Source organism: Acinetobacter sp. 2JN-4 (genome assembly GCF_003687745.1).
GTDB classification, from domain to species: domain Bacteria; phylum Pseudomonadota; class Gammaproteobacteria; order Pseudomonadales; family Moraxellaceae; genus Acinetobacter; species Acinetobacter halotolerans.
This window is the reverse complement of the sequence record NZ_RDNY01000001.1, coordinates 575,968-596,134: the sequence shown is the minus strand read 5'-3', so window position 1 is coordinate 596,134 and position 20,167 is coordinate 575,968. Positions and strand designations below refer to the sequence as shown.

Below are 20,167 nucleotides of genomic sequence, written 5' to 3'. Positions count from 1 at the left end.
GTGGTCAGGTGGTCAGGTGGTCAGGTGGTCAGGTGGTCAGGTGGTCAGGTGGTCAGGTGGTCAGGTGGTCAGGTGGTCAGGTGGTCAGGTGGTCAGGTGGTCAGGTGGTCAGGTGGTCAGGTGGTCAGGTGGTCAGGTAACTGCATCACAGTCAAAAATTCTGGAAAGGTAATTCCCCTTGCCAAAGAGGACACCACGGCAAAAACATTAATGTGATTTTAAGAGTGAGCATAGGCAGTTACGGGCAAACAACTGGTTTTAAGAGTTACAGCATTAATCTTCATCGACTATACTTAATGATTATCCCTTATTTCAAAGAAGAGCATTTGATATGGATGGACTTCAATTACTTATTGAACAACAAAACGAATTTGAAGCCTATAAAAGTGAGAAAGCTAGACAATTGGAAGAGCATGTAAATCATCTAAAGTATTTGATTACAACTGAGTTCCTTTCTATCTGTCCTGATTTCGATCATGAGATTAAAGAAGAAAATATTTTATTGTTTAAGTACAAAGAATTAAATATTTCGATTCAAATAGTTAATCCTATAACTGAAAAACGTAATGAGAAAGAATATAACCTTGCTGAACGCTCCACAAAAAGATTAACTATTAAAGTAAGTATTCAACGTAAAAAGAATGCAGAGTCAGAATACTTTGAGGTACTTGATGTAACTCAGTATAAAAAAGATGGAGAGTATCTATATAAGTTTGACTCAAATACAACATCGAACTTTTTAGAATTGATTAATCTGTTCTTTAAGCATGTAAAAAAGAATAAAGTTGAGTTTAAGCAAGATAGATTTCCTTACTAGTATGAGCATTAGCTTTCGATCCAGTCTAAAGAGCAACTCAATCTATCATTAGACTATACCCAAAAGATAATTTGATAATTATATTTTACTATCTATCATTTAACTTGTTTACTTAGTTAAATGATAGATTTATCATAAGTCATATTAAGTGATAGCTATATGATAAAGGCTAATGATATGACAATTAGAATATATGTAAGAGCAAGTACCAAAGATCAAGATGCAGAACGAGCATTGAATGATCTTGTTTCATTCAGCCAAAGCTATGGCGATCAATACAACACGTACATAGAAAACTATTCAGGTACAAAGCTTGAACGCCCAGCATTAAATCACTTGCTTGCAGAGGCGAATAAAGGCGATATTCTTTTAGTTGAAAGTGTGGATAGACTTAGCCGATTGTCACAAGATGACTTTGCAATTCTAAAAGATAAGATCAAAGCTAAAGGTTTACGCTTGATCGTAGCCGACCTACCGACCACACATACAAGTAATGACGGTATGACAGGCGAGATATTGAATGTCATTAATGCCATGCTTATTGATCTATTGGCGACTATGGCGAAGCTAGATAATGACAAACGCAAAGAGCGAATTAAGCAAGGGTTGGCACGTTCGGGATATGTGCCTACAGGAAAGAAAGCAGATAAGGCTAAACATGAACGTATCATTGCTTTAAATAGAAAAGGTTTAACAAGAGAAGAAATAGCGAAAGCTGTTGATTGTGGTATTGCTACTGTATATCGAGTTTTAAAGGGGGGAGTAGATGGACGCTTGTAGTATTAATTGGGATTTAGTTTCAAAGTTCATTCCATTAGTTACTGGGTTAATAACCATTGGTATAGCGATATTTGTATATAAAGTATGGCATAAGCAAAAAGAGAAAGAAGTTTTTGCTAATGAGGCGAAAATTCTATTAGGTAATTTATTTGAATTAGATGCGTTACTTGTTGAGAAAAAAGATAGTGCAGTTGGTGCCCCTGATTACATAGCTATTGAAGCAAATGAGCAGAGTATAAAAAAGGCTAAAGAGCTTATTGACATTATGATCCCTAGATTGAATTTTATTAATGAAAAGATTGACTTGACTCAACTTATTGAAAAATTGAAAGAAATTTATAAAAAACTAAATAGTGATAATAATAAACTTATACTCACGCTTCCTATTGATTGTCAAAGAACTGATAAATATTCTGTAGCAAAATCAGAAATTAAAAGGCTGTATAAGCCTTTAAAAAATGTTGCATGTTATAAGAAACCATAATTTCAAGGCTCAAATAATAAGGATACGTTTAAGGATATAATTATACTGATATAAATAAACTATATTTATATCAGTATTTTACTTATATATTCGAGTCTGACCCTCGGACCAAGATTCAAAGACCCCAAGCTGGTATTAAAGGCTTGGGGTTTTTTTATGGCGATTAAAAATGTTAGTCTAAGAAGCTTGTTTAATTTTTACTCTAGTTTAGGTCGTGGTTGCTTTATAGCCATAGTCGTAAATTTTTTGAAGAATAATCAGGATCTGTTGTCATTCTAATTGTTCATTATGTTATGCCTTGTACTGTTTAGGATTGCTTAAGTCAAAAACACTTGAGTTGCCAGTATTTGTGTAATGTCAGCAGATCCTATGAAAAGGATAAATAATGAAGCCGTATCAAAGAGCTGCACTTGCTTTGGCAGTACTAAAGCTAGAAACCAATAACACAAAACGCAATATCTATGATTATACTCAGTCTTGTTATCCTCGTATTTCCGGTCATGCCGATAAAGAGTGCATAAAGTTTTTTGATTATGATCGAAATACCTATTTTGAGGGGCGGTTTAATGGCGGTGAATATCGCCTTTATGACTATGGGCATGGTGAATACATCTCGATAAAACAAAAATCTGCTGGTTGTTACGAGGGGTATCATTATGGAAGCGGTCGATATTATTCGATTGCATGTCAGGGAAATAAGGTAAGTTTTTACGATTATGGCACCGCGCTTTACTATAACTTTGCCTAAAAAGACTTTTATCTTCTAATGACTTGATAAATTTCATTCTTTCTATTTCTTCTTGTGAAGAACATTTAAGCCAGTAATCGTGACAAAGAGCAGTGATCTATGGCTGCTTTTTTTGTTATTGATTACATTTGTTTTCTGCTTTGTCCTCGCATAAGCTTTCGTCTATTTAGTTCCTGTTTCATCAAATATTTATGTTAATATTTGATGAAATTTCACGTTTTGTTTCGAAATAATGAGAAGCATTTATTGCCTTTTATGTTAAACTTTGTTAATACTAGGTGATAGTTGTCACATTTTCCTAATAAAACGTAAGCAACCGTATAATGATAATATTCGAGAGGCGGGCATGGCTATTCAATTATTAGAATTACAGCAGGCCGAAAAGTTAAGTGCTTGTAAGATATCTTTGTCTTTAGGCCTAAACACTGAACAGAACTTGATTGAACATTTCCTGCAATTTAATCGTAAATTGATGCAGGCCAGTACTGCATTGCTCGCTTTTCACCAAGAACCTTATCTTTGGCACCGTTGCCCTGAAAAATTACAAGCAGTTGATTCTGCTAAGATTGCAAAAAGTTTAAATACATTATTTGTCAATGATGATCTGATCGATAGTGAACATCCGCGTTATCCAACCTTGATTGCCTTTTTAAATACGTTTAAGCGAAAAGTTCAAAGTGCGATTGCACTGCATCTCAGACATCCTGATCAAACCTCATTAGGATATGTGGTTTTATTTGATGAGGATGCCCAAGCGTTTAGTGAATTGCAAAAGCAACTTTTACAAGCACACTGCGTTAATTTTATGCAACAGCTTGAATTGAAATTTAGCCACGATGAATTAAAAGAATTATACGAACAAGAAGCGGCGTTGAACGTGAGTAAAACCAAATTCTTTTCGATCATTTCACATGACTTACGTGCTCCATTTCATGGCTTACTTGGCTTTTCTGAAATACTGGCGAAAGAGCGTGATACTTTAGATGAATCCAGTATCCAAAATATCGCAGACTATCTCCATGATACTTCGCAATCGACTTATAACTTATTGGAAAGTTTGCTGAATTGGGCAATGGCAGAGGGTGGTCGTTTTGTTTATCACCCAATTAATTTTAAGTTACGGCAAATTACCAATATTGTCACTGATATCTTAAAAACATTGGCTTTGAAAAAGCATATTGAATTGGTCAATGAAGTCGATGAGAATCTTAAAGTCTATGCCGATATGAATATGATCACCTCTGTGATCCAGAACTTGGTTTCAAATGCCTTGAAATTTACTGACGTGGATAGTGCTGGAAAAGTCTTTATTCGAGCGCAAAGCAAGGGTGACCATGTAGAAATTTGTGTTAAAGACACGGGTTTGGGAATGACTCAAGCACAAATAAAAGATTTATTTCAACCCCGCATTACCGTTAGTTTAAAAGGGACAGCTGGAGAGAAAGGCGCTGGTTTGGGACTTGCCTTGTGTAAACGGTTCGTGGAAATGAACCTTGGTGAAATTAGTGCGAGCTCGAAGGAAGGCGGAGGTACTCAATTTACCGTCCTTTTACCAGCTGCACGTGAACATGTAGATTCATGTATCGAACAGCATAAAAGCCAAGAAAAATTGGTCTAAAGAGATTTTAAAGATAAGCATGTAACTGATATAACTAGAAAGGTCTACAGACCTCATTAAGATGACATTAGTCGAGCTTTTTTATATGAATGCAGAACAGCTACAAAAAACCTTAGTTGCCAGTCAGTATGCTGAACAAGTTTTAAATTTATATTCAATAGAATTAGAACAAGATTATGCCGAAGATCAATTCCTTTGCGCGCTCTCGACAGAAAGTATTTTTCAAAAGGTTCAAGCTGCTGTTGCAGAGATCAGTGATGAACAGGCATGGATGAAAACGCTGCGTATTTTACGTGCCAAATTGATGTTTCGATGGATTTGGCAAGATGCCAATCAGCTGACGGATGTGGTTACGCTGACTCGTGAGCTTTCCGACTTTGCAGATGCCAGTATTTGTGCTGCGAAAGCCTTTGCACGTGCCCCTTTGATCGCCAAGCATGGTGAACCGATCGGTTATTCTGGTCAGGTGCAAGACCTGATTGTCATTGGTATGGGTAAGCTTGGTGCACAGGAACTCAATCTTTCTAGCGACATTGATTTGATTTTTGCCTTTGATGAACAGGGGGAAACCAGTGGTCGTAAGTGTATTGATGTGCAGCAGTTCTGTATTTTATGGGGACAGAAACTCATTTACTTACTTGATCATATTAGCGCTGAGGGTTTTGTGTTTCGCGTGGATATGCGGTTACGTCCGTGGGGAGATGGTTCCGCACTGGCCATTAGCCACATAGGTTTAGAAAAATATTTAAGTCAGCATGGTCGGGAGTGGGAACGCTATGCGTGGATTAAAGCGCGGGTGATTACTGGTGGAAAAGAGGGTGCCGATTTAATGGCGATGGCACGCCCTTTTGTGTTCCGTCGTTATGTTGATTATTCTGCATTTGCTGCGATGCGTGAAATGAAAGCTATGATCGAACGTGAGGTGATGCGCCGTAATATCGAGGATGATATTAAGCTCGGTGCGGGGGGGATTCGTGAGATTGAGTTTATCGTACAGGTGTTCCAGTTAATTTATGGTGGATCAAGACGAGAGTTGCACGATCGCCAATGCTTGGTCAATTTGCAGCATTTGGCTCAGGCGGAACTACTGGATCAACAGGCGGTGTCGGATCTTGAAGATGCATATCTGTTTCTAAGACGCGTGGAACATGCGATCCAAGCACTCAATGATCAGCAAACACAATCCTTACCGACTGAGCCTGAACTTAGACAACGTATGTTGGACACTTTGGGCTTTGCGGATTGGTCATCATTTTTAAATGTGCTGAACCAGAAGCGCGATAAGGTTAAAGTCCAATTTAAACAATTGATTCAAGAAAACGAATTTTCTGAGCCGGTTGATGATTTCGAGCAGTTGGAACAGCAGCTCAATACGGTATTGGATGACGCTGCGCAGAATCTGATTCAGAACTTCTGGCATGGGCAAGCCTTAAAGAAAATTCCTGCAAGTGCACTCGAACGCTTAAAGAAGTTTTGGCCACATTTGATTGAAGCGATTTTACAGTCTGATCAGCCGCAAATGGCATTGTTACGTTTGATGCCTTTGGTTGAGTCGGTACTCCGCCGTACCGTGTATTTGGTTATGTTGATGGAAAGCCGTGGTGCATTGCAACGCTTGGTGAAAATGGCAACGGTGAGTCCGTGGATTTGTGAGGAGTTAGCACAATATCCAGTATTGCTCGATGAATTCTTGTCGATGGACTTTGGTTTGCCCTTACGTCAAGACTTAGAGGATTCTCTACGCCAGCAATTACTGCGTATCGAGATTGATCAAGTTGAAGATCAAATGCGTGTGTTGCGTTTATTCAAAAAGAGCAACGTTTTAACCGTGGCTGCCAGTGATGTATTGGCTGAAAGTCCATTAATGAAAGTTTCAGATGCCCTAACCGATATCGCGGAGGTCAGTGTACAAGCAACCTTGAATCTGGCCTATGAAGCTGTTGCGCAACGACATGGTTATCCGATGGGAAGCAACGGACAGCGTTGCAGTCTAGATGTAAAAGGCTTCACTGTGATTGGCTATGGCAAGCTCGGCGGAATTGAACTGGGTTATGCCTCTGATTTGGATTTGGTGTTTATTCATGCCTTTGAAGAACAAAGCGAAACGGATGGCAGAAAGCGTATTAGTGGTGCTGAGTTTGCGATTCGTGTAGCACAGAAATTTATGTCGCTCATGACCACGCAAACTTTGGATGGACGCGTCTATGAAATTGATACCCGTCTAAGACCGTCAGGCGAGGCGGGAATGTTGGTTACTAGCCTAAAGGCCTTTGAGCAATATCAGCAAAAACATGCATGGTTATGGGAGCATCAAGCTTTGGTACGTGCTCGTTCGATTGCGGGAGATTTGAAGTTGTGCCAGCAGTTTGAAGAGGTCCGGTGCAAAATCCTCACTCAAGTTCGTGATGAAAACGTAGTACGTGACGAAGTGATCAAAATGCGCCAAAAAATGAAAGATCATTTGGGTTCATCTTCTGAGCAAAAAAAACATGGCATTTTTCATTTAAAACAGGATGCGGGTGGTATCGTTGACATTGAATTTATGGCACAGTATGCAGTGCTTGCATGGAGTGGGACGAATACAGATCTCGCCCATTTTTCCGACAATGTGAGAATTTTAGAGGATGCTGCTAAAGCAGGCTGCTTATCCAGTGAAGATGCCACAGCATTAATACACGCTTACCTCCGTGAACGAGCTGAGAGTCACCGTCTAGCGCTTGCAAATCAATCGATGCAAGTCAATGCTGCGGATTGGCACGATACCCGCGAGATCGTTTGCAAGTTATGGCAAAGATTAGTTGATCCAACTGCAATAGCATTGGAAAGTGAATAATAGTGAAAAAATGGAGTATGTGCGATGAGTTTGGCTGATCGTGATGGTTTTATTTGGCAAGATGGAAAAATGGTTGATTGGCGTGATGCAAAGATTCACGTCTTAACACATACACTACATTATAGTATGGGTGTGTTTGAGGGTGTTCGTGCCTATGAAACGCCGAATGGTACAGCAATCTTCCGTTTGCAAGATCACACCAAACGCTTATTAAATTCAGCAAAAATTTATCAAATGAAAGTTCCATTTGATCAAGCGACTTTAGAACAAGCACAAATTGATGTCGTGCGTGAAAATAAATTGGTGTCATGCTATTTACGTCCATTGATTTGGATCGGTTCTGAGAAGCTAGGCATCGCTGCAACGGATAATACCGTTCATGCAGCGGTTGCGGCATGGTCTTGGGGAACGTATCTTGGTGACGAAGCAATGGCACACGGTATTCGTGTAAAAACGTCTTCATTTACGCATCACCATCCAAACGTGACCATGTGTAAAGCAAAAGCTTGTGGTAACTACACAGTATCAATCTTGGCACACCAAGAAGTTGCTCGTGCGGGTTATGACGAAGCGATGCTGCTTGACCCACAAGGTTTTGTTTGCCAAGGTGCCGGTGAAAATGTCTTCTTGATCAAAGATGGCGTGTTACATACCCCAGATTTAGCAGGTGGTGCACTTGAAGGGATTACTCGTCAAACAGTGATGACCATTGCTAAAGACCTTGGCTATGAAGTCGTAGAGCGCCGTATTACTCGTGATGAGTTTTATATTGCTGACGAAGCATTCTTTACTGGTACTGCTGCTGAAGTAACCCCAATTCGTGAATATGATGATCGTGAAATCGGTTGTGGTTCACGTGGTCCGATCACCACTGAAATTCAAAAGACTTTCTTTGATGCTGTTCAAGGCCGTAATGATAAATATGCGCATTGGTTAACTTATGTGAAATAAGTAAATAACCATCGATTAAGCGAAGCTCAGGCTTCGCTTTTTTATTAGCTGCTTTTTAATAGTGAAGCTGTCAACAGATTGCAATCAAAGCATCATCAATCCTTAATTAAACTCGGCTACGTTGATCTCTAAGCACAATTAAAAAATAGAGAAACAATGAAAATTACCGTGGTCGGCGCAGGTTATGTGGGTTTATCCAATGCCTTGTTATTTTCCAAACAACACGATGTGATCGTACTAGACATTGACCAAACAAGAATTAAGCAGATCAATCAAAAAATATCTCCAATCAGTGATGCCTGTATTCAAAGCTACTTAACCGAATCGCATATTGAAGCCACCAGTGATAAAGAACTGGCTTATCAGCATGCAAAGTTGATTATCATTGCCACACCTACCAATTACAATCCAGACACCAATTACTTTGATACCTCAAGTATTGAAAGCGTGATCGCAGATATTCAAAGCATCAACCCCAAAGCACTCATGTTGATTAAATCCACCGTACCCGTTGGCTATACTGCTGAAGTTTCTAAAAGACTCAAGTTAAAGAGTCTGATCTTTTCGCCAGAATTTCTTAGAGAGGGGCAGGCATTGCAGGATAATCTATATCCGTCACGGATCATTGTCGGTGAAAAATCTAAGCGTGCTGAGAAAATTGCCAAGTTGTATCTTAAAGCAACGATTAAAAAAGACGCTGTGTTGCTCTGTGTGGATTCGACCGAAGCGGAAGCGATTAAACTGTTTTCGAATACTTATTTGGCGATGCGAGTGGCTTTCTTTAATGAACTTGATACCTATTGTTTGAAGAATAAGTTGAGTGCTTTAGATATTGTTACTGGTGTTGCTTTGGATCAGCGTATCGGAGATCACTACAACAATCCGTCCTTTGGTTATGGTGGCTATTGCTTGCCGAAAGATACCAAACAGTTGTTGGCCAATTATCATGATACGCCACAAGAACTGATTTCTGCGATTATTCGTTCCAACCAGACACGTAAACAGGCGATTATTGAAGATATTTTGAGTCGAAAGGTATCCTGTGTCGGGGTTTATCGACTAACAATGAAAGCTGATTCAGACAATTTTAGAGAGTCGGCTGTACATGATGTGTTGCAAGGTTTGGCTGATCACGGTATCAATATTGTGATTTATGAGCCGACCTTGGATGTAAAGGAATATTTAGGTCATCCGATTGAATCAAGCCTACAAAAATTTAAGAGTAAATCTGATTTAATTATTGTGAACCGAATGGTTCCTATGTTTAGTGATGTAATGGAAAAAATTTACAGCAGAGATTTGTTTGGAGTGAACTAGTGTTCAGTCTAGTAAAGCAGCGTTTAAATAATGCTAGTCGTTTGACGAATTTATAATAATCAAATTAATCATGCCTATGCTAAGATAGCTTAACATTCGGTGCATACTATTTAAGACTTTGTATCATCAAGAATCAAAGTAAAAATATTATCTCAGGTATTAGGGTTATCAGATGGTCGACACTCAACAAAATTCAGCAACACACGAAGAAAATATCATTTTGTGTATGAAATGGGGAACCAAATATGGTGCTGAATACGTCAATCGTTTGTATAACATGGTCAAACGTCACCTGACTTTACCTTTTAAAATGGTCTGTCTCACTGATCGTACTGAAGGTATTGACCCAAATGTTCAGTGTTTTCCGATTCCTTCTTTAGATTTGCCAGCAGGTGCGCCTGAGCGTGGTTGGAACAAACTTTCCACTTTTGAACCTGATCTATATGGTCTCAAAGGCAATGCATTGTTTTTGGATTTAGACGTGGTGATTGTTGATAATATGGACGGTTTCTTTCAGGAAAAGGGCGAGTTCTTAATTATCCATGATTGGAAACGACCTTGGCGAGTAACCGGAAATAGTTCGGTTTATCGCTTTAAATTGGGTACATTTTCTGGAATCTTGCCTTATTTTCGTGAAAACTTCGATGAGATACGTGAAAAATTCCGAAATGAGCAAGAATACTTATCTTGGTATGTACATAAAGAGGGTAAGTTAAGTTACTGGAATAAAGAATGGTGTAAAAGCTACAAGTATCATTGTTTGAGAAACGTTCCTTTTGCTTATTTCCAGCCGCCAGTGAAACCGAAAGGCGCAAAAATTATTATTTTCCATGGTGAGATTAACCCGCCTGACGCAGTCAATGGTGGTGGTGGAAAATGGTATCGCTATGTGTTGCCTTCAGATTGGATTAAAGACGCTTGGCAGTAATTGCGACCGCGATATGGATTAAAAGAGCTTGATTTATGAAAGATTCAATACAACCTATTGATATCGTAATTGCTTGGGTTGATGGTCAAGATCTCAACTTAAAACATAAGCGTCAGCAATTTATAAATCAATCTGCTGCCTCAAATGCGATCGAAGCCACTCGTTTTGCCAGTAATGATGAAATTTATTTTTGTATTGCGTCAATTCTAAAATATGTGCCGTATTGTGGAAAAATCTATGTGGTGACAGATCAACAGTCGCCACAATGGTTAGATCAATTTGAACAACAAAATCTCTGCGAAAAAGACAAAATTAGGATCATTGATCATACAGAACTATTCGAAGGTCATGAGTCTGCACTGCCGACGTTTAATTCATTGAGCATTGAAACCATGCTATGGAATATTCGAGGACTATCAGAGCATTTTATTTATTTAAATGATGATTTCTTTTTTAATAGTCCTTCTAATATTCATGATTTTTTAGATGCTGAACGTATGGTGATCTATGGTCATTGGCAAAATAACTTTATAAAAAAAATGAAGTATCTTATTCGTCGATTCCTCCAAGAAAAAATAGGAAAAATCGCACAACCAAAGTATTCAATTGCACAAATGTTAAGTGCAGATCTGGTTGGTTTAACTAAATACTATGAAATACATCATCGTCCGCATATTTTAAATAAAATGATTTTAACTCAGTATTTTCAACAATATCCGAGTATTTTAGAAAAGCAAATTAGCTTTAGATTTAGACATATCGATCAGTTTTTACCAGTAGGTTTGTCAAACCATTTAGCTATTTCATCAAATCAAACGATTCTAAAAGATGACATTGAAATTGCTTATTTAAAAGATGATCGTGATATTCAGCGATTTATCGATCAACTGGCACGTAGCGAAACTCAGTTTGGCTGTATTCAAAGTTTAGATCAGTTAGAGCAAAATGCTGAGCAAAAAGTACGCTCTGCATTGATCGACAAATTTAAAGATGTTTTGCCAAATCAGATTCAGGCAAGTATCGCAGTATAAGGTAGAGATCTCATATGAAAGTCGTGACTTATCTGATCAATCTTGAGGGTAGTGATCAACGCTTAGCTAGTGCAACAGCTCAATTAAATCAAGAAAACTGGGAGTTTAGCCGTTTCCCTGCATACGATGGTCGAGGCAAAGCGTTATCAGAGTTCGAAAATTATGATGATGATACCGCCCAGCAAATTTTAGGGCGTAGCCTGATTAGTTCGGAGCTTGGTTGTTATCTCAGTCATTATGGTTGTGCTAAAAAATTTTTGGAAACTGATGCAGATTATCTCGTAGTACTAGAAGATGATATCGATGTTTTGCCGAACTTTAAACAAAATCTAGACTCACTGTTAAACTACCTTGATCAGCATAAAGAACTGGATTGGTATGTGGTCAATATTGCAGCAAAGAAAAAGAAATTAGCAAAAGATATTGTTCAAATTCAAGATTATTCATTATGGCATGCCTATTACTTTCCTATTCGTGGTGTGGGATTAGTGTGGTCAAGAAAAGGTGCAGAAGAGTTCGTCCGATTTGGTAAAACGATGCAAGTCCCTGTCGATATATTCTTCCAAAGTTGGTTAAGTAAAAACGGTAAAGGCTTGGGTGTGTGGCAACCCTTTGTGCAGCCTGCGGGTCTAGACAGTGATATTTTAGGTACTGTTGCGACACAGGGTATCAAACGTAAAGATTTAGAAAACCGCAGTGCGTCACATGGTTTTAAGAAACAAAAAAGAATGTGGCGTGACCGTTTTTATGCTATTCGACATTTGATCTTCTAATTAAAATTGTCTATAAAATCACTTTGGCAAAATGAGGCCTCAATAGACTTGAAAGCGCGGCTGAGTTACCTTTATGAAAATATTTAAAAAAATATTTTATCTCTTAAAGTTTTATTCGATGTATGCGAATAAAAAAAGAGGGGTAAATGATGCAATAGATAATGAAGCAGATCTGATTGTTATAAATCCGAGTATTCCTCATGCAGTAATTCCTAAAAAAATCTGGATGTATTGGGAGGGCTCACTTTCTAGCTTTGTTGAAAAATGTGTTGAGCAAGTTAAAAAGACTAATCCTGATTATGAGGTTAATTTTTTAACTCCTGATACCGTTAAGAAATTTTGTGATATTGATTATGAGCGTTTTCAGCATGCTACACCTCAGCAAAAAGCCGATCTCATACGTTTTGAACTGATTTATCAATACGGTGGAATCTGGTTGGATGCAAGTATTATTGTTTATGAAAGTCTAGATTGGATTCAAGATGTTGTTATAAAATATAAGACTAATAGTTTTGCGTACTATCGTGCAAAAAATACCACTAATTTGGATTTTCCTGTATTGGAAAATTGGTTATTAGCAAGTACAGCTAAAAACATTTTTTTTAAACAATGGTTTGATGAACTATCTAAGGCGATTGAGCTGAGCCCAAAAGTTTATATTCAGCAGATCAAAAATAGTGATACCAATGCAAAGGATATTTTTCAAGAAATAGGTCGTCTTGAATATCTAGTGGCTTATGTGGCATGCCAGAAAGTTATGAGAGCATACTTACCGAGCATGACACTAATTAATTGTGATAAAAATGCATTTTTTTATCAGGTTAAAAACCAGTGGGTCAAAGAAAAAGTACTGATTGATATGGCAATTAACGATTCTCCCTTTGAGCTCCCGAAGCTAATTAAATTTGCTGGAAAGGAAAGGAAAATTTTGAGCCATTATTATTCGAAAAAGATGTATTTTAAGGGCTCATTGTTGGATATTTAACAAATTTTTATTTAACGAAAAGTTAAATTACTAATAGTGAATCATTGTAATTAATATAGGTGTATGTTCGAATGAAAAATATTGTAATAAGCTTGGTATCTGAACAACAGCGCCGAGAACATATTATTGCTGAGTTTTCAAAACAAGACGTTAAGTTTGAATTCTTTGATGCTATTACGCCCAAAACGTCTGCTGATATTGCGAAAGAAATTAATATTAATATTGAAAATACAAATTTGGGGGCTGGTGAGGTCTCTTGTTTGTTGAGCCATGTTGTGTTGTGGAAAAAAATGCTAGATGAAAACTTAGATCATATTGCTATTTTTGAAGATGATATTTATTTGGGTGAGAATGTACGAGATTTTCTAAATGATAATCAATGGATTCCCGAATATTGCGATATTATAAAGTTAGAGGCATTTTCTAGTACGATTAAATCGACAATTAAACCTACTGAAATATTGCAGAAGAACAGAAAGCTTTTTCCATTGCGCAGTAGTCATGTTGGAGCAGCAGGTTATATTTTATCAAAAAAAGCAGCAGTATCCTTATTAGAGTATTTTCGCCAGACTGAAAATTTGATTGCTGTTGATAAAGCAATGTTTAATTATTATTTAGTAGATGGTAACTTACCTGTATTTCAAATGCTTCCCGCTTTATGTGTTCAAGAGCATCGTATGGCAGGAAAAACGGACCTTTTTCCAAGTACATTAAAACATGAGCGAAGTGTGAGAAGAGAAATAGATTTGAAGAAAAATCCAACTAAGCAGAAAACAATATTACAGACGATGTATAAAGAATTGTCTCGTCCATTCATTCAACTTATTTCTATCCCATGGATTATATATTCAAAACTTGCGACGAAGAAGGTTGAATTTAGATAAAAGTGAATGCCAGTTTTGATAGGTTCTAGATAAAAACTGGCATGAAAATTTAGTTAAAGGCTTAATCAAGTGAACTTAATAGATAGATTAAAAGTGCTTGGAGAGCTGGTCTGCTGATACTTTATTAAAAGATTTAACAGCACTGTTCATAGATAAGTTGAAAACTTCGATTTGATTTTTTTTGAAGAATAGTGCAGCAATATCAAATGCATGTAGCACAGTTTCTGTATGTATATCTAATGATGTTGGTTGTTTGTCATCGTTCGTTTCATAAAATCTAGGTTTATTAAAATTATTCATATCTAGGCCAGCAATATAAATTTCTTTGTAATTTAATGCATTTATAATCTGCAATGCTACGTAGGCAACGGTAAAATAGTCAAATGTCCCATAAAAAATATCTTTTGAGAAGCCAAAATTATTGTGAGTATAAATATATTCTGCTGTTTTATTCACATGTATTTCTTTGTCTAAAAATACTTCCATTAAACCTCTGGTTATGGTTTCTATGGTTTTTATATTACAATGAATATTATTAAATTTTACACGTCTAAGTATCATATCTAGGCAGCGTGGAGTGGTGTAAAAAGTACAATTTGTTTGTAGTACTTTTTCAACCAAATCAAATCGAGTATCAACAAAATTATGATCAATAATGATATAGGTGCTGTAATGAATGTTTTCTAATGAAATTGCACCATTTACACCAATATAGTCAATCTCTTTGTTTTGAAAAACTTTAGAGGGGAGTTGTTGTATGGAAGGGCCTGTTGCAATTAACATGCATTTTTTATTTGTAGTAGGTACCAGTTCTAAATTATTTGAAACGAGTCGTTTCTTAAAAAAAACTTTTTCCAAACGACCATCTACATTTCGTTGAACCCGGTAAAGTGGCCAAAAACGGCGGTTATGTTTATATTCTTTAGGAAAGAGAATCTTATAAACGAATTTATAGATATTTCTTAAAACTTGATTGAATAAAGAATAAAACATGTAATAGCTCAAATTGGTATATGGGTTTTTGTTAATTTTCTGCGTGCTTAATAAGAGTATTACTGGGAAGTAGTAATATCCTTTAGAGCAGATTAGTCATCTAAAGAAAATCTTTTTTTCTTGAATTTAGACTTAAGTGACTCTAAAGAACGAGTGAACCAACTCGTATTACCAGAACGAGTTACCTTGTTACCGTGATAATTGACTTGTGTTGCCTTTTGAAATGCTCCATAAGGTTCTACAAGATAATTTTCCAGTTTAAAGCCATGACTCAATGCCTCCTGATAATATTGATCAAATAATTCAGTTAAATCTTGTCTAGGATGTGGCATGATTTTACCATCAAACCAATGCTCTTGACCCGCAGCTTCAAGACGTGGTAGCGCATATTTATGACTAAATTGTGTTCCCATATCTGAGTAGTGCAAAATTTTAATTTGTTCAATGGTTAAGCCTTCACCATCAATATTATTGTAGGAATCTTGATAAGGTTGAACGAGTTCAGGCTTTTCTTTGATGAGCTGCATCAGCTTTTTATGCCCTTCAGGATCTGCTTGTAATTCTTTTAATGCAGGTAAATGTTGTTTAGCTTTTTCACAATCCCAAACACATGTACAAAGTCGAGCTGTACTTTTACCGCCTTTGGCGATGACGATTGCCTCATTATTCATCGGATGGGACCATAATTCAGCTATATCACAGAGTACGATGACATCAGCATCCATATAGATTGATCGCCCTTCAAAATTTGATGACTCAGGGATAGCCCAGCGGAAACCTGAGAATGGAGTTGCCCATTTTTCAGTATGCCAACCTTCTTGAGTTTCTTGATTACTGTACCATGGACTTTTAGGGTCATGGCTCAATTGCATCCAAACAATTTCAACAGGGTGTTGGGTGTGTTTTCGAATGCTGTAATCTAAAACCATCATTTGTTCTAAATCACAATTGTTGGGATCACAACCCACAAATACTTTAATTACTTCACTATTCATATCTGGAATACATTTTATCATTTGTAGAATTTAAACTGAATTATAGCAACTTGGTTTGGAGCGATATAGTCTTTACAAAGTGTTTTTATATTAAGTTATTAAAATCAATTGGTTATGTTTTGTTTTTGGGGCGATGTAATGTTGACGCATTGAACCCTAATCTTTTAATATAAGCATTTATTTATATAAGTATTACAGGGCATTTATGCTAACAATTTTTGGTTTCCATACAGACGATAAGCTGTATACAAAACATGCAAATATATTAGCATGTTCTGCAAAAAAATTTGATATTAATGTGCACTTTCATCAAGTATTTAAAGATGATTGGCAAAAAATTATTGCATTTAAGCCAAAATTTATTGCTCAAATGAGAAGGGAGCTAACAGGTAAAATCTTATTTGTTGATGCTGATGCGATTATTTTAAAGGATATTCGTCCATTCTTTGAAGCAATTGAAGAAGATATTGCGGTCCACTATATTAATGATACACGTTTGATTAGCAGTACAATTTTTATTAATGATACCCCTAATGCTCATTTACTTATGGATGAATGGGAACGTAGACAGTTGCAGCAACCAGAAGTGTGGGATCAGATTGTATTACAAGAATTAGTTGATGAATGGGTCGAAAGTAAAAAAGTCACTTTAAACAAGCTTCCACCGAATTATACCTTTATTTATGATACCTCTCGACGTACTTATGGGGATAGTGTTGAGCCGATCATTGAGCAATTACAAGCAAGTCGCGATAAGCGTTGGATTGATAAATATCAAGGTAGAAATACCTTTCATCAGTGGTTAATGCGCATCCCATTTTTATTGAAAAGTACGAGGAAAATTGTAGGTCGCCATAACGTTGTGAATGCGAGGGCGGAAAGTTTAGGTATTAATATTCGCTTAGCAATAGATGACTTAATATAAAATTAAAATGAAGTTTAACGGTAATGGTTATTAGGTCCAAGTCCCCCTCTAAACCGTTTATACCCCCACATGTATTCTGCAGGAAAGCGGTTGATCATCTGTTCAACTGCTTTGTTCAATGCTGTCGTTGCAATCTCGATATCTCGATCATAAAGTTGAGGATCATTTAGATCATCACAATACACCTCAAAACCTTCGCCATCTTCACGACGGAAGCAACTCAACCCAACTAAACGACATTGGGTTTTTTGCGCCATTTTACTGGCAAGGGTACTGGTCAAGCATGGGATACCGAAAAACGGAACCACGACTCCGCCAGAAGGTTGTGGGACATGGTCGGGTAGAATGACACTAAAGCCCCCTTGTTTGAGGTTTTTAAACAGCGCTTTCACACCATTAGCATCAGTAGGGACAAGTGTTGCATTCAGTCTTTGGCGCGCATGGAGAGCAAAGGAATTAAAGCCACTATCTTTCATGGGTTTGTACATAATGGTTGGAATACCGTACTGATGTACCCAAGCATTCATCATTTCCCATGTACCAAGATGCGGTGTGATGATCAATGCACCCTTGGGATTATTGAGTGCATCGGTTAAGACATCTAAATTATGCACAGCACGAATCTGCTGAATACTCCACTCAGGCGGCATAGCCCAACATTTTCCTGATTCGATATAGCTTAGACATTGTTTGACCACACTTTCTCGAGCCAGTTGTTCTTGTTGTTCAGGCGTTAATTCAGGATAGGCTAATCCAAGATTGATTCGCGTTTTCCACAACATACTTTTATTTGGATTTTGATTAATCAAGTATGCTGCCACTTTTGCGATGCTACGCAAAAATGGCAAAGGTAGAAGACGAAGAAGGGTGCTGTAAAAGGACATTTGAATTAGTCTTGTTTATCTGCATTGCCTTTGAGCACCATATAAATCAGTGCGGCAAAAATCAGTAGCGCACCAGCTAGACTGCTGACGCAAAAATATAAAATTCGTTGATAGGTGGTCATATTGAAGAGTTCATTCGACAAGATGTAACGCATAAGAAACCATTGCGCAAGTGAAAACACAATAAGGACAATTGTGTGTCGACGCACATCTGGACGCATGGCCATGGGCTGATACCTTCAATAAAAAACTAGTTTATTATGCCATTAAAGAGAATCAATCTCAATTTACAAAAAAGGCGCTGTAAACAGCGCCTCTTCTTTGCTTAAGGTCTTAAGCTTCTTTCTTTTGTTGTTCGCGTAAACGAATACCCAAATCACGCAATTGATTTGCTTCAACTGGTGCAGGTGCTTGAGTCAATGGACATTCAGCAGTTTTAGTTTTCGGGAATGCAATTACATCACGAATAGAAGAAGCGCCTGTCATTAACATCACTAGACGATCTAAACCAAATGCCAAACCACCATGTGGAGGCGCGCCATAACGTAATGCATTGAGTAAGAAGCTGAATTTTTCTTCTGCTTCTTCATCAGAGATACCTAAAGCTTCAAAGATCGCTTTTTGCATTTCTAAGTTATAAATACGCAATGAACCACCACCGACTTCAGTACCGTTGAGTACCATGTCGTAAGCAACCGAGAGTGCAGCACCTGGGTTATTCTTTACTTCTTCAACACTTGATTTTGGTAATGTGAATGGATGGTGAACCGAGGTCCATTTACCATCATCCGTTTCTTCAAACATTGGGAAGTCTACAACCCAAAGAGGAGCCCACTCACACGTTGCAAGATTCAAATCATGACCGATCTTGACACGAAGAGCACCCATCGCGTCATTGACGACTTTAGCTTTATCCGCACCAAAGAACACGATATCGCCATCTTGAGCGCCGACACGTTCTAACAGTTCAAGTACGATTGGCTCGATGAATTTAACGATTGGAGATTGAAGACCTTCAATACCTTTTGCCAATTCATTGACTTTGATATACGCCAAACCTTTCGCACCGTAAATGCCGACGAATTTGGTATATTCATCAATCGCACTACGTGGTAATGATGCTGCGCCCGGAACACGTAAAGCAACGATACGACCTTTAGGGTCTTTAGCAGGTCCAGCGAACACTTTAAACTCAACTTCTTGCATCAGATCAGCAACATCGATGAGTTTCAACGGAATACGCATATCAGGTTTGTCTGACGCATAATCACGCATTGCATCCGCATAGGTCATACGTTGGAATTTATCGAATTTAACACCAAGAAGTTCATCGAACATCTTCACTGTTAATACTTCCATCAAATCCATGATGTCATCGTCACTCATGAACGATGTTTCAACGTCGATTTGAGTAAATTCAGGCTGACGATCAGCACGCAAGTCTTCATCACGGAAACATTTTGCGATTTGATAGTAACGATCAATACCACCCACCATCAGTAATTGTTTAAACAATTGTGGTGATTGTGGCAGAGCGTAAAAACTACCATTTGAAACACGACTAGGCACGAGATAGTCACGTGCACCTTCTGGAGTTGCACGAGTGAGAATCGGTGTTTCAACGTCCAAGAAACCATTGTCTTCGAAATAGTTACGAATTAAGTTGGTTAATTTAGAACGAAAGCGTAGGCGATCTAACATTTCTGGACGACGAATGTCCAAGAAACGATATTTCAAACGAATTTCTTCAGAAATATTGGTATTTTCATCATTCAAAGGGAAAGGCGGCGTTTCTGAAGCAGCAAGTACCTCAATCTCTTTGCCTAAAACTTCAATTTGACCACTCACCATATTGGCATTTTCAGTGCCTTCATAGCGGCGACGAACGCGACCAGTAATTTTTAAAACAAATTCTGAACGTGCTTTATCCGCAGTTGCGAATGCTTCTGGGGTATCAGGGTCAATGACCACTTGCACGAGACCATCGCGGTCACGCATATCAAGGAAAATCACACCGCCATGGTCACGGCGACGATGAACCCAACCACATAAAGTCACTGTTTGATCGATTTGGGCTTCAGTTAAAGAGCCACAGTAATGAGTGCGCATCATATTGAATTATTTATCCAAACTATATTGGCTGTAGAAGGTGAATGCGTAAACAGCGCAGCACCAATGAAGGGGGAGATTATGCCTTGTTGAGCGGATTGTCTCAAGTCTT

20 protein-coding genes are annotated in these 20,167 nt (G+C 37.8%); 15 read left to right on the top strand and 5 right to left on the bottom strand.

Annotated elements, in window-relative coordinates:
• The 14 genes from EAH57_RS15920 to EAH57_RS02825 all read left to right on the top strand — a co-directional run.
• A partial coding sequence (locus EAH57_RS15920) for a hypothetical protein (protein ID WP_213071136.1) occupies positions 1-216 on the top strand: 216 nt, incomplete at its 5' end.
• A gap of 115 nt (positions 217-331) precedes the next feature.
• Positions 332-817 (top strand): hypothetical protein, encoded by a 486-nt coding sequence (locus EAH57_RS02885; RefSeq protein ID WP_121928751.1) that lies wholly within the window; start codon positions 332-334, stop codon positions 815-817.
• Positions 818-994: 177 nt separating this feature from the next.
• Positions 995-1,597 (top strand): recombinase family protein, encoded by a 603-nt coding sequence (locus EAH57_RS02880; RefSeq protein ID WP_121928775.1) that lies wholly within the window; start codon positions 995-997, stop codon positions 1,595-1,597.
• On the top strand, positions 1,584-2,081 hold the full coding sequence (locus tag EAH57_RS02875; protein ID WP_121928750.1) for a hypothetical protein: 498 nt from the start codon (positions 1,584-1,586) through the stop codon (positions 2,079-2,081). The genes EAH57_RS02880 and EAH57_RS02875 overlap by 14 nt, the downstream gene beginning before the upstream one ends.
• 385 nt (positions 2,082-2,466) lie before the next feature.
• Positions 2,467-2,829 (top strand): hypothetical protein, encoded by a 363-nt coding sequence (locus EAH57_RS02870; RefSeq protein WP_121928749.1) that lies wholly within the window; start codon positions 2,467-2,469, stop codon positions 2,827-2,829.
• Between the two features lie 346 nt (positions 2,830-3,175).
• Entirely contained in the window at positions 3,176-4,447 is a 1,272-nt protein-coding gene (locus EAH57_RS02865; RefSeq protein WP_121928748.1) for a sensor histidine kinase, read from the top strand.
• Between the two features lie 85 nt (positions 4,448-4,532).
• Positions 4,533-7,280, top strand: coding sequence for a bifunctional [glutamate--ammonia ligase]-adenylyl-L-tyrosine phosphorylase/[glutamate--ammonia-ligase] adenylyltransferase (gene glnE, locus EAH57_RS02860; RefSeq protein WP_121928747.1), 2,748 nt, complete (start codon positions 4,533-4,535; stop codon positions 7,278-7,280).
• Between the two features lie 24 nt (positions 7,281-7,304).
• Positions 7,305-8,231 carry a branched-chain amino acid transaminase gene (locus EAH57_RS02855; RefSeq protein ID WP_004669582.1) on the top strand — a complete coding sequence of 309 codons (927 nt, stop codon included), beginning with the start codon at positions 7,305-7,307 and terminating at the stop codon, positions 8,229-8,231.
• A 156-nt stretch (positions 8,232-8,387) separates the two neighbouring features.
• Positions 8,388-9,548, top strand: coding sequence for a nucleotide sugar dehydrogenase (locus EAH57_RS02850; RefSeq protein WP_121928746.1), 1,161 nt, complete (start codon positions 8,388-8,390; stop codon positions 9,546-9,548).
• A gap of 172 nt (positions 9,549-9,720) precedes the next feature.
• Positions 9,721-10,476: a glycosyltransferase gene (locus tag EAH57_RS02845; protein WP_121928745.1), complete on the top strand. Its 756-nt coding sequence runs from the start codon at positions 9,721-9,723 to the stop codon at positions 10,474-10,476.
• A gap of 35 nt (positions 10,477-10,511) precedes the next feature.
• Positions 10,512-11,507, top strand: a complete 996-nt coding sequence (locus EAH57_RS02840; protein WP_121928744.1) for a Stealth CR1 domain-containing protein — start codon at positions 10,512-10,514, stop codon at positions 11,505-11,507.
• A gap of 14 nt (positions 11,508-11,521) precedes the next feature.
• Positions 11,522-12,280 carry a glycosyltransferase family 25 protein gene (locus EAH57_RS02835; RefSeq protein ID WP_121928743.1) on the top strand — a complete coding sequence of 253 codons (759 nt, stop codon included), beginning with the start codon at positions 11,522-11,524 and terminating at the stop codon, positions 12,278-12,280.
• Positions 12,281-12,353: 73 nt separating this feature from the next.
• Positions 12,354-13,265 (top strand): glycosyltransferase family 32 protein, encoded by a 912-nt coding sequence (locus tag EAH57_RS02830; protein ID WP_121928742.1) that lies wholly within the window; start codon positions 12,354-12,356, stop codon positions 13,263-13,265.
• A 71-nt stretch (positions 13,266-13,336) separates the two neighbouring features.
• Positions 13,337-14,149: a glycosyltransferase family 25 protein gene (locus EAH57_RS02825; protein WP_121928741.1), complete on the top strand. Its 813-nt coding sequence runs from the start codon at positions 13,337-13,339 to the stop codon at positions 14,147-14,149.
• An 87-nt stretch (positions 14,150-14,236) separates the two neighbouring features.
• On the opposite strand, the gene EAH57_RS02820 is transcribed toward EAH57_RS02825, so the two are convergent.
• Positions 14,237-15,142, bottom strand: coding sequence for a lipopolysaccharide biosynthesis protein (locus EAH57_RS02820; protein ID WP_121928740.1), 906 nt, complete (start codon positions 15,140-15,142; stop codon positions 14,237-14,239).
• A 92-nt stretch (positions 15,143-15,234) separates the two neighbouring features.
• On the bottom strand, positions 15,235-16,137 hold the full coding sequence (locus EAH57_RS02815; RefSeq protein WP_121928739.1) for a glycosyl transferase: 903 nt from the start codon (positions 16,135-16,137) through the stop codon (positions 15,235-15,237).
• Between the two features lie 205 nt (positions 16,138-16,342).
• Between EAH57_RS02815 and EAH57_RS02810 the strand changes: the two genes are divergently transcribed.
• The gene (locus tag EAH57_RS02810) at positions 16,343-17,062 is read left to right on the top strand and encodes a putative nucleotide-diphospho-sugar transferase (protein ID WP_121928738.1); all 720 of its coding nucleotides are present in this window, start codon (positions 16,343-16,345) and stop codon (positions 17,060-17,062) included.
• Positions 17,063-17,076: 14 nt separating this feature from the next.
• Here EAH57_RS02810 and EAH57_RS02805 read toward each other — a convergent pair whose 3' ends face one another.
• The 3 genes from EAH57_RS02805 to aspS form a co-directional block, all read right to left on the bottom strand.
• On the bottom strand, positions 17,077-17,946 hold the full coding sequence (locus tag EAH57_RS02805; protein WP_121928737.1) for a lysophospholipid acyltransferase family protein: 870 nt from the start codon (positions 17,944-17,946) through the stop codon (positions 17,077-17,079).
• Positions 17,947-17,951: 5 nt separating this feature from the next.
• The gene (locus tag EAH57_RS02800) at positions 17,952-18,173 is read right to left on the bottom strand and encodes a hypothetical protein (protein ID WP_121928736.1); all 222 of its coding nucleotides are present in this window, start codon (positions 18,171-18,173) and stop codon (positions 17,952-17,954) included.
• A gap of 106 nt (positions 18,174-18,279) precedes the next feature.
• Entirely contained in the window at positions 18,280-20,058 is a 1,779-nt protein-coding gene (gene aspS / locus EAH57_RS02795; RefSeq protein ID WP_004669569.1) for an aspartate--tRNA ligase, read from the bottom strand.
• Between the last annotated feature and the right edge of the window lie 109 nt (positions 20,059-20,167).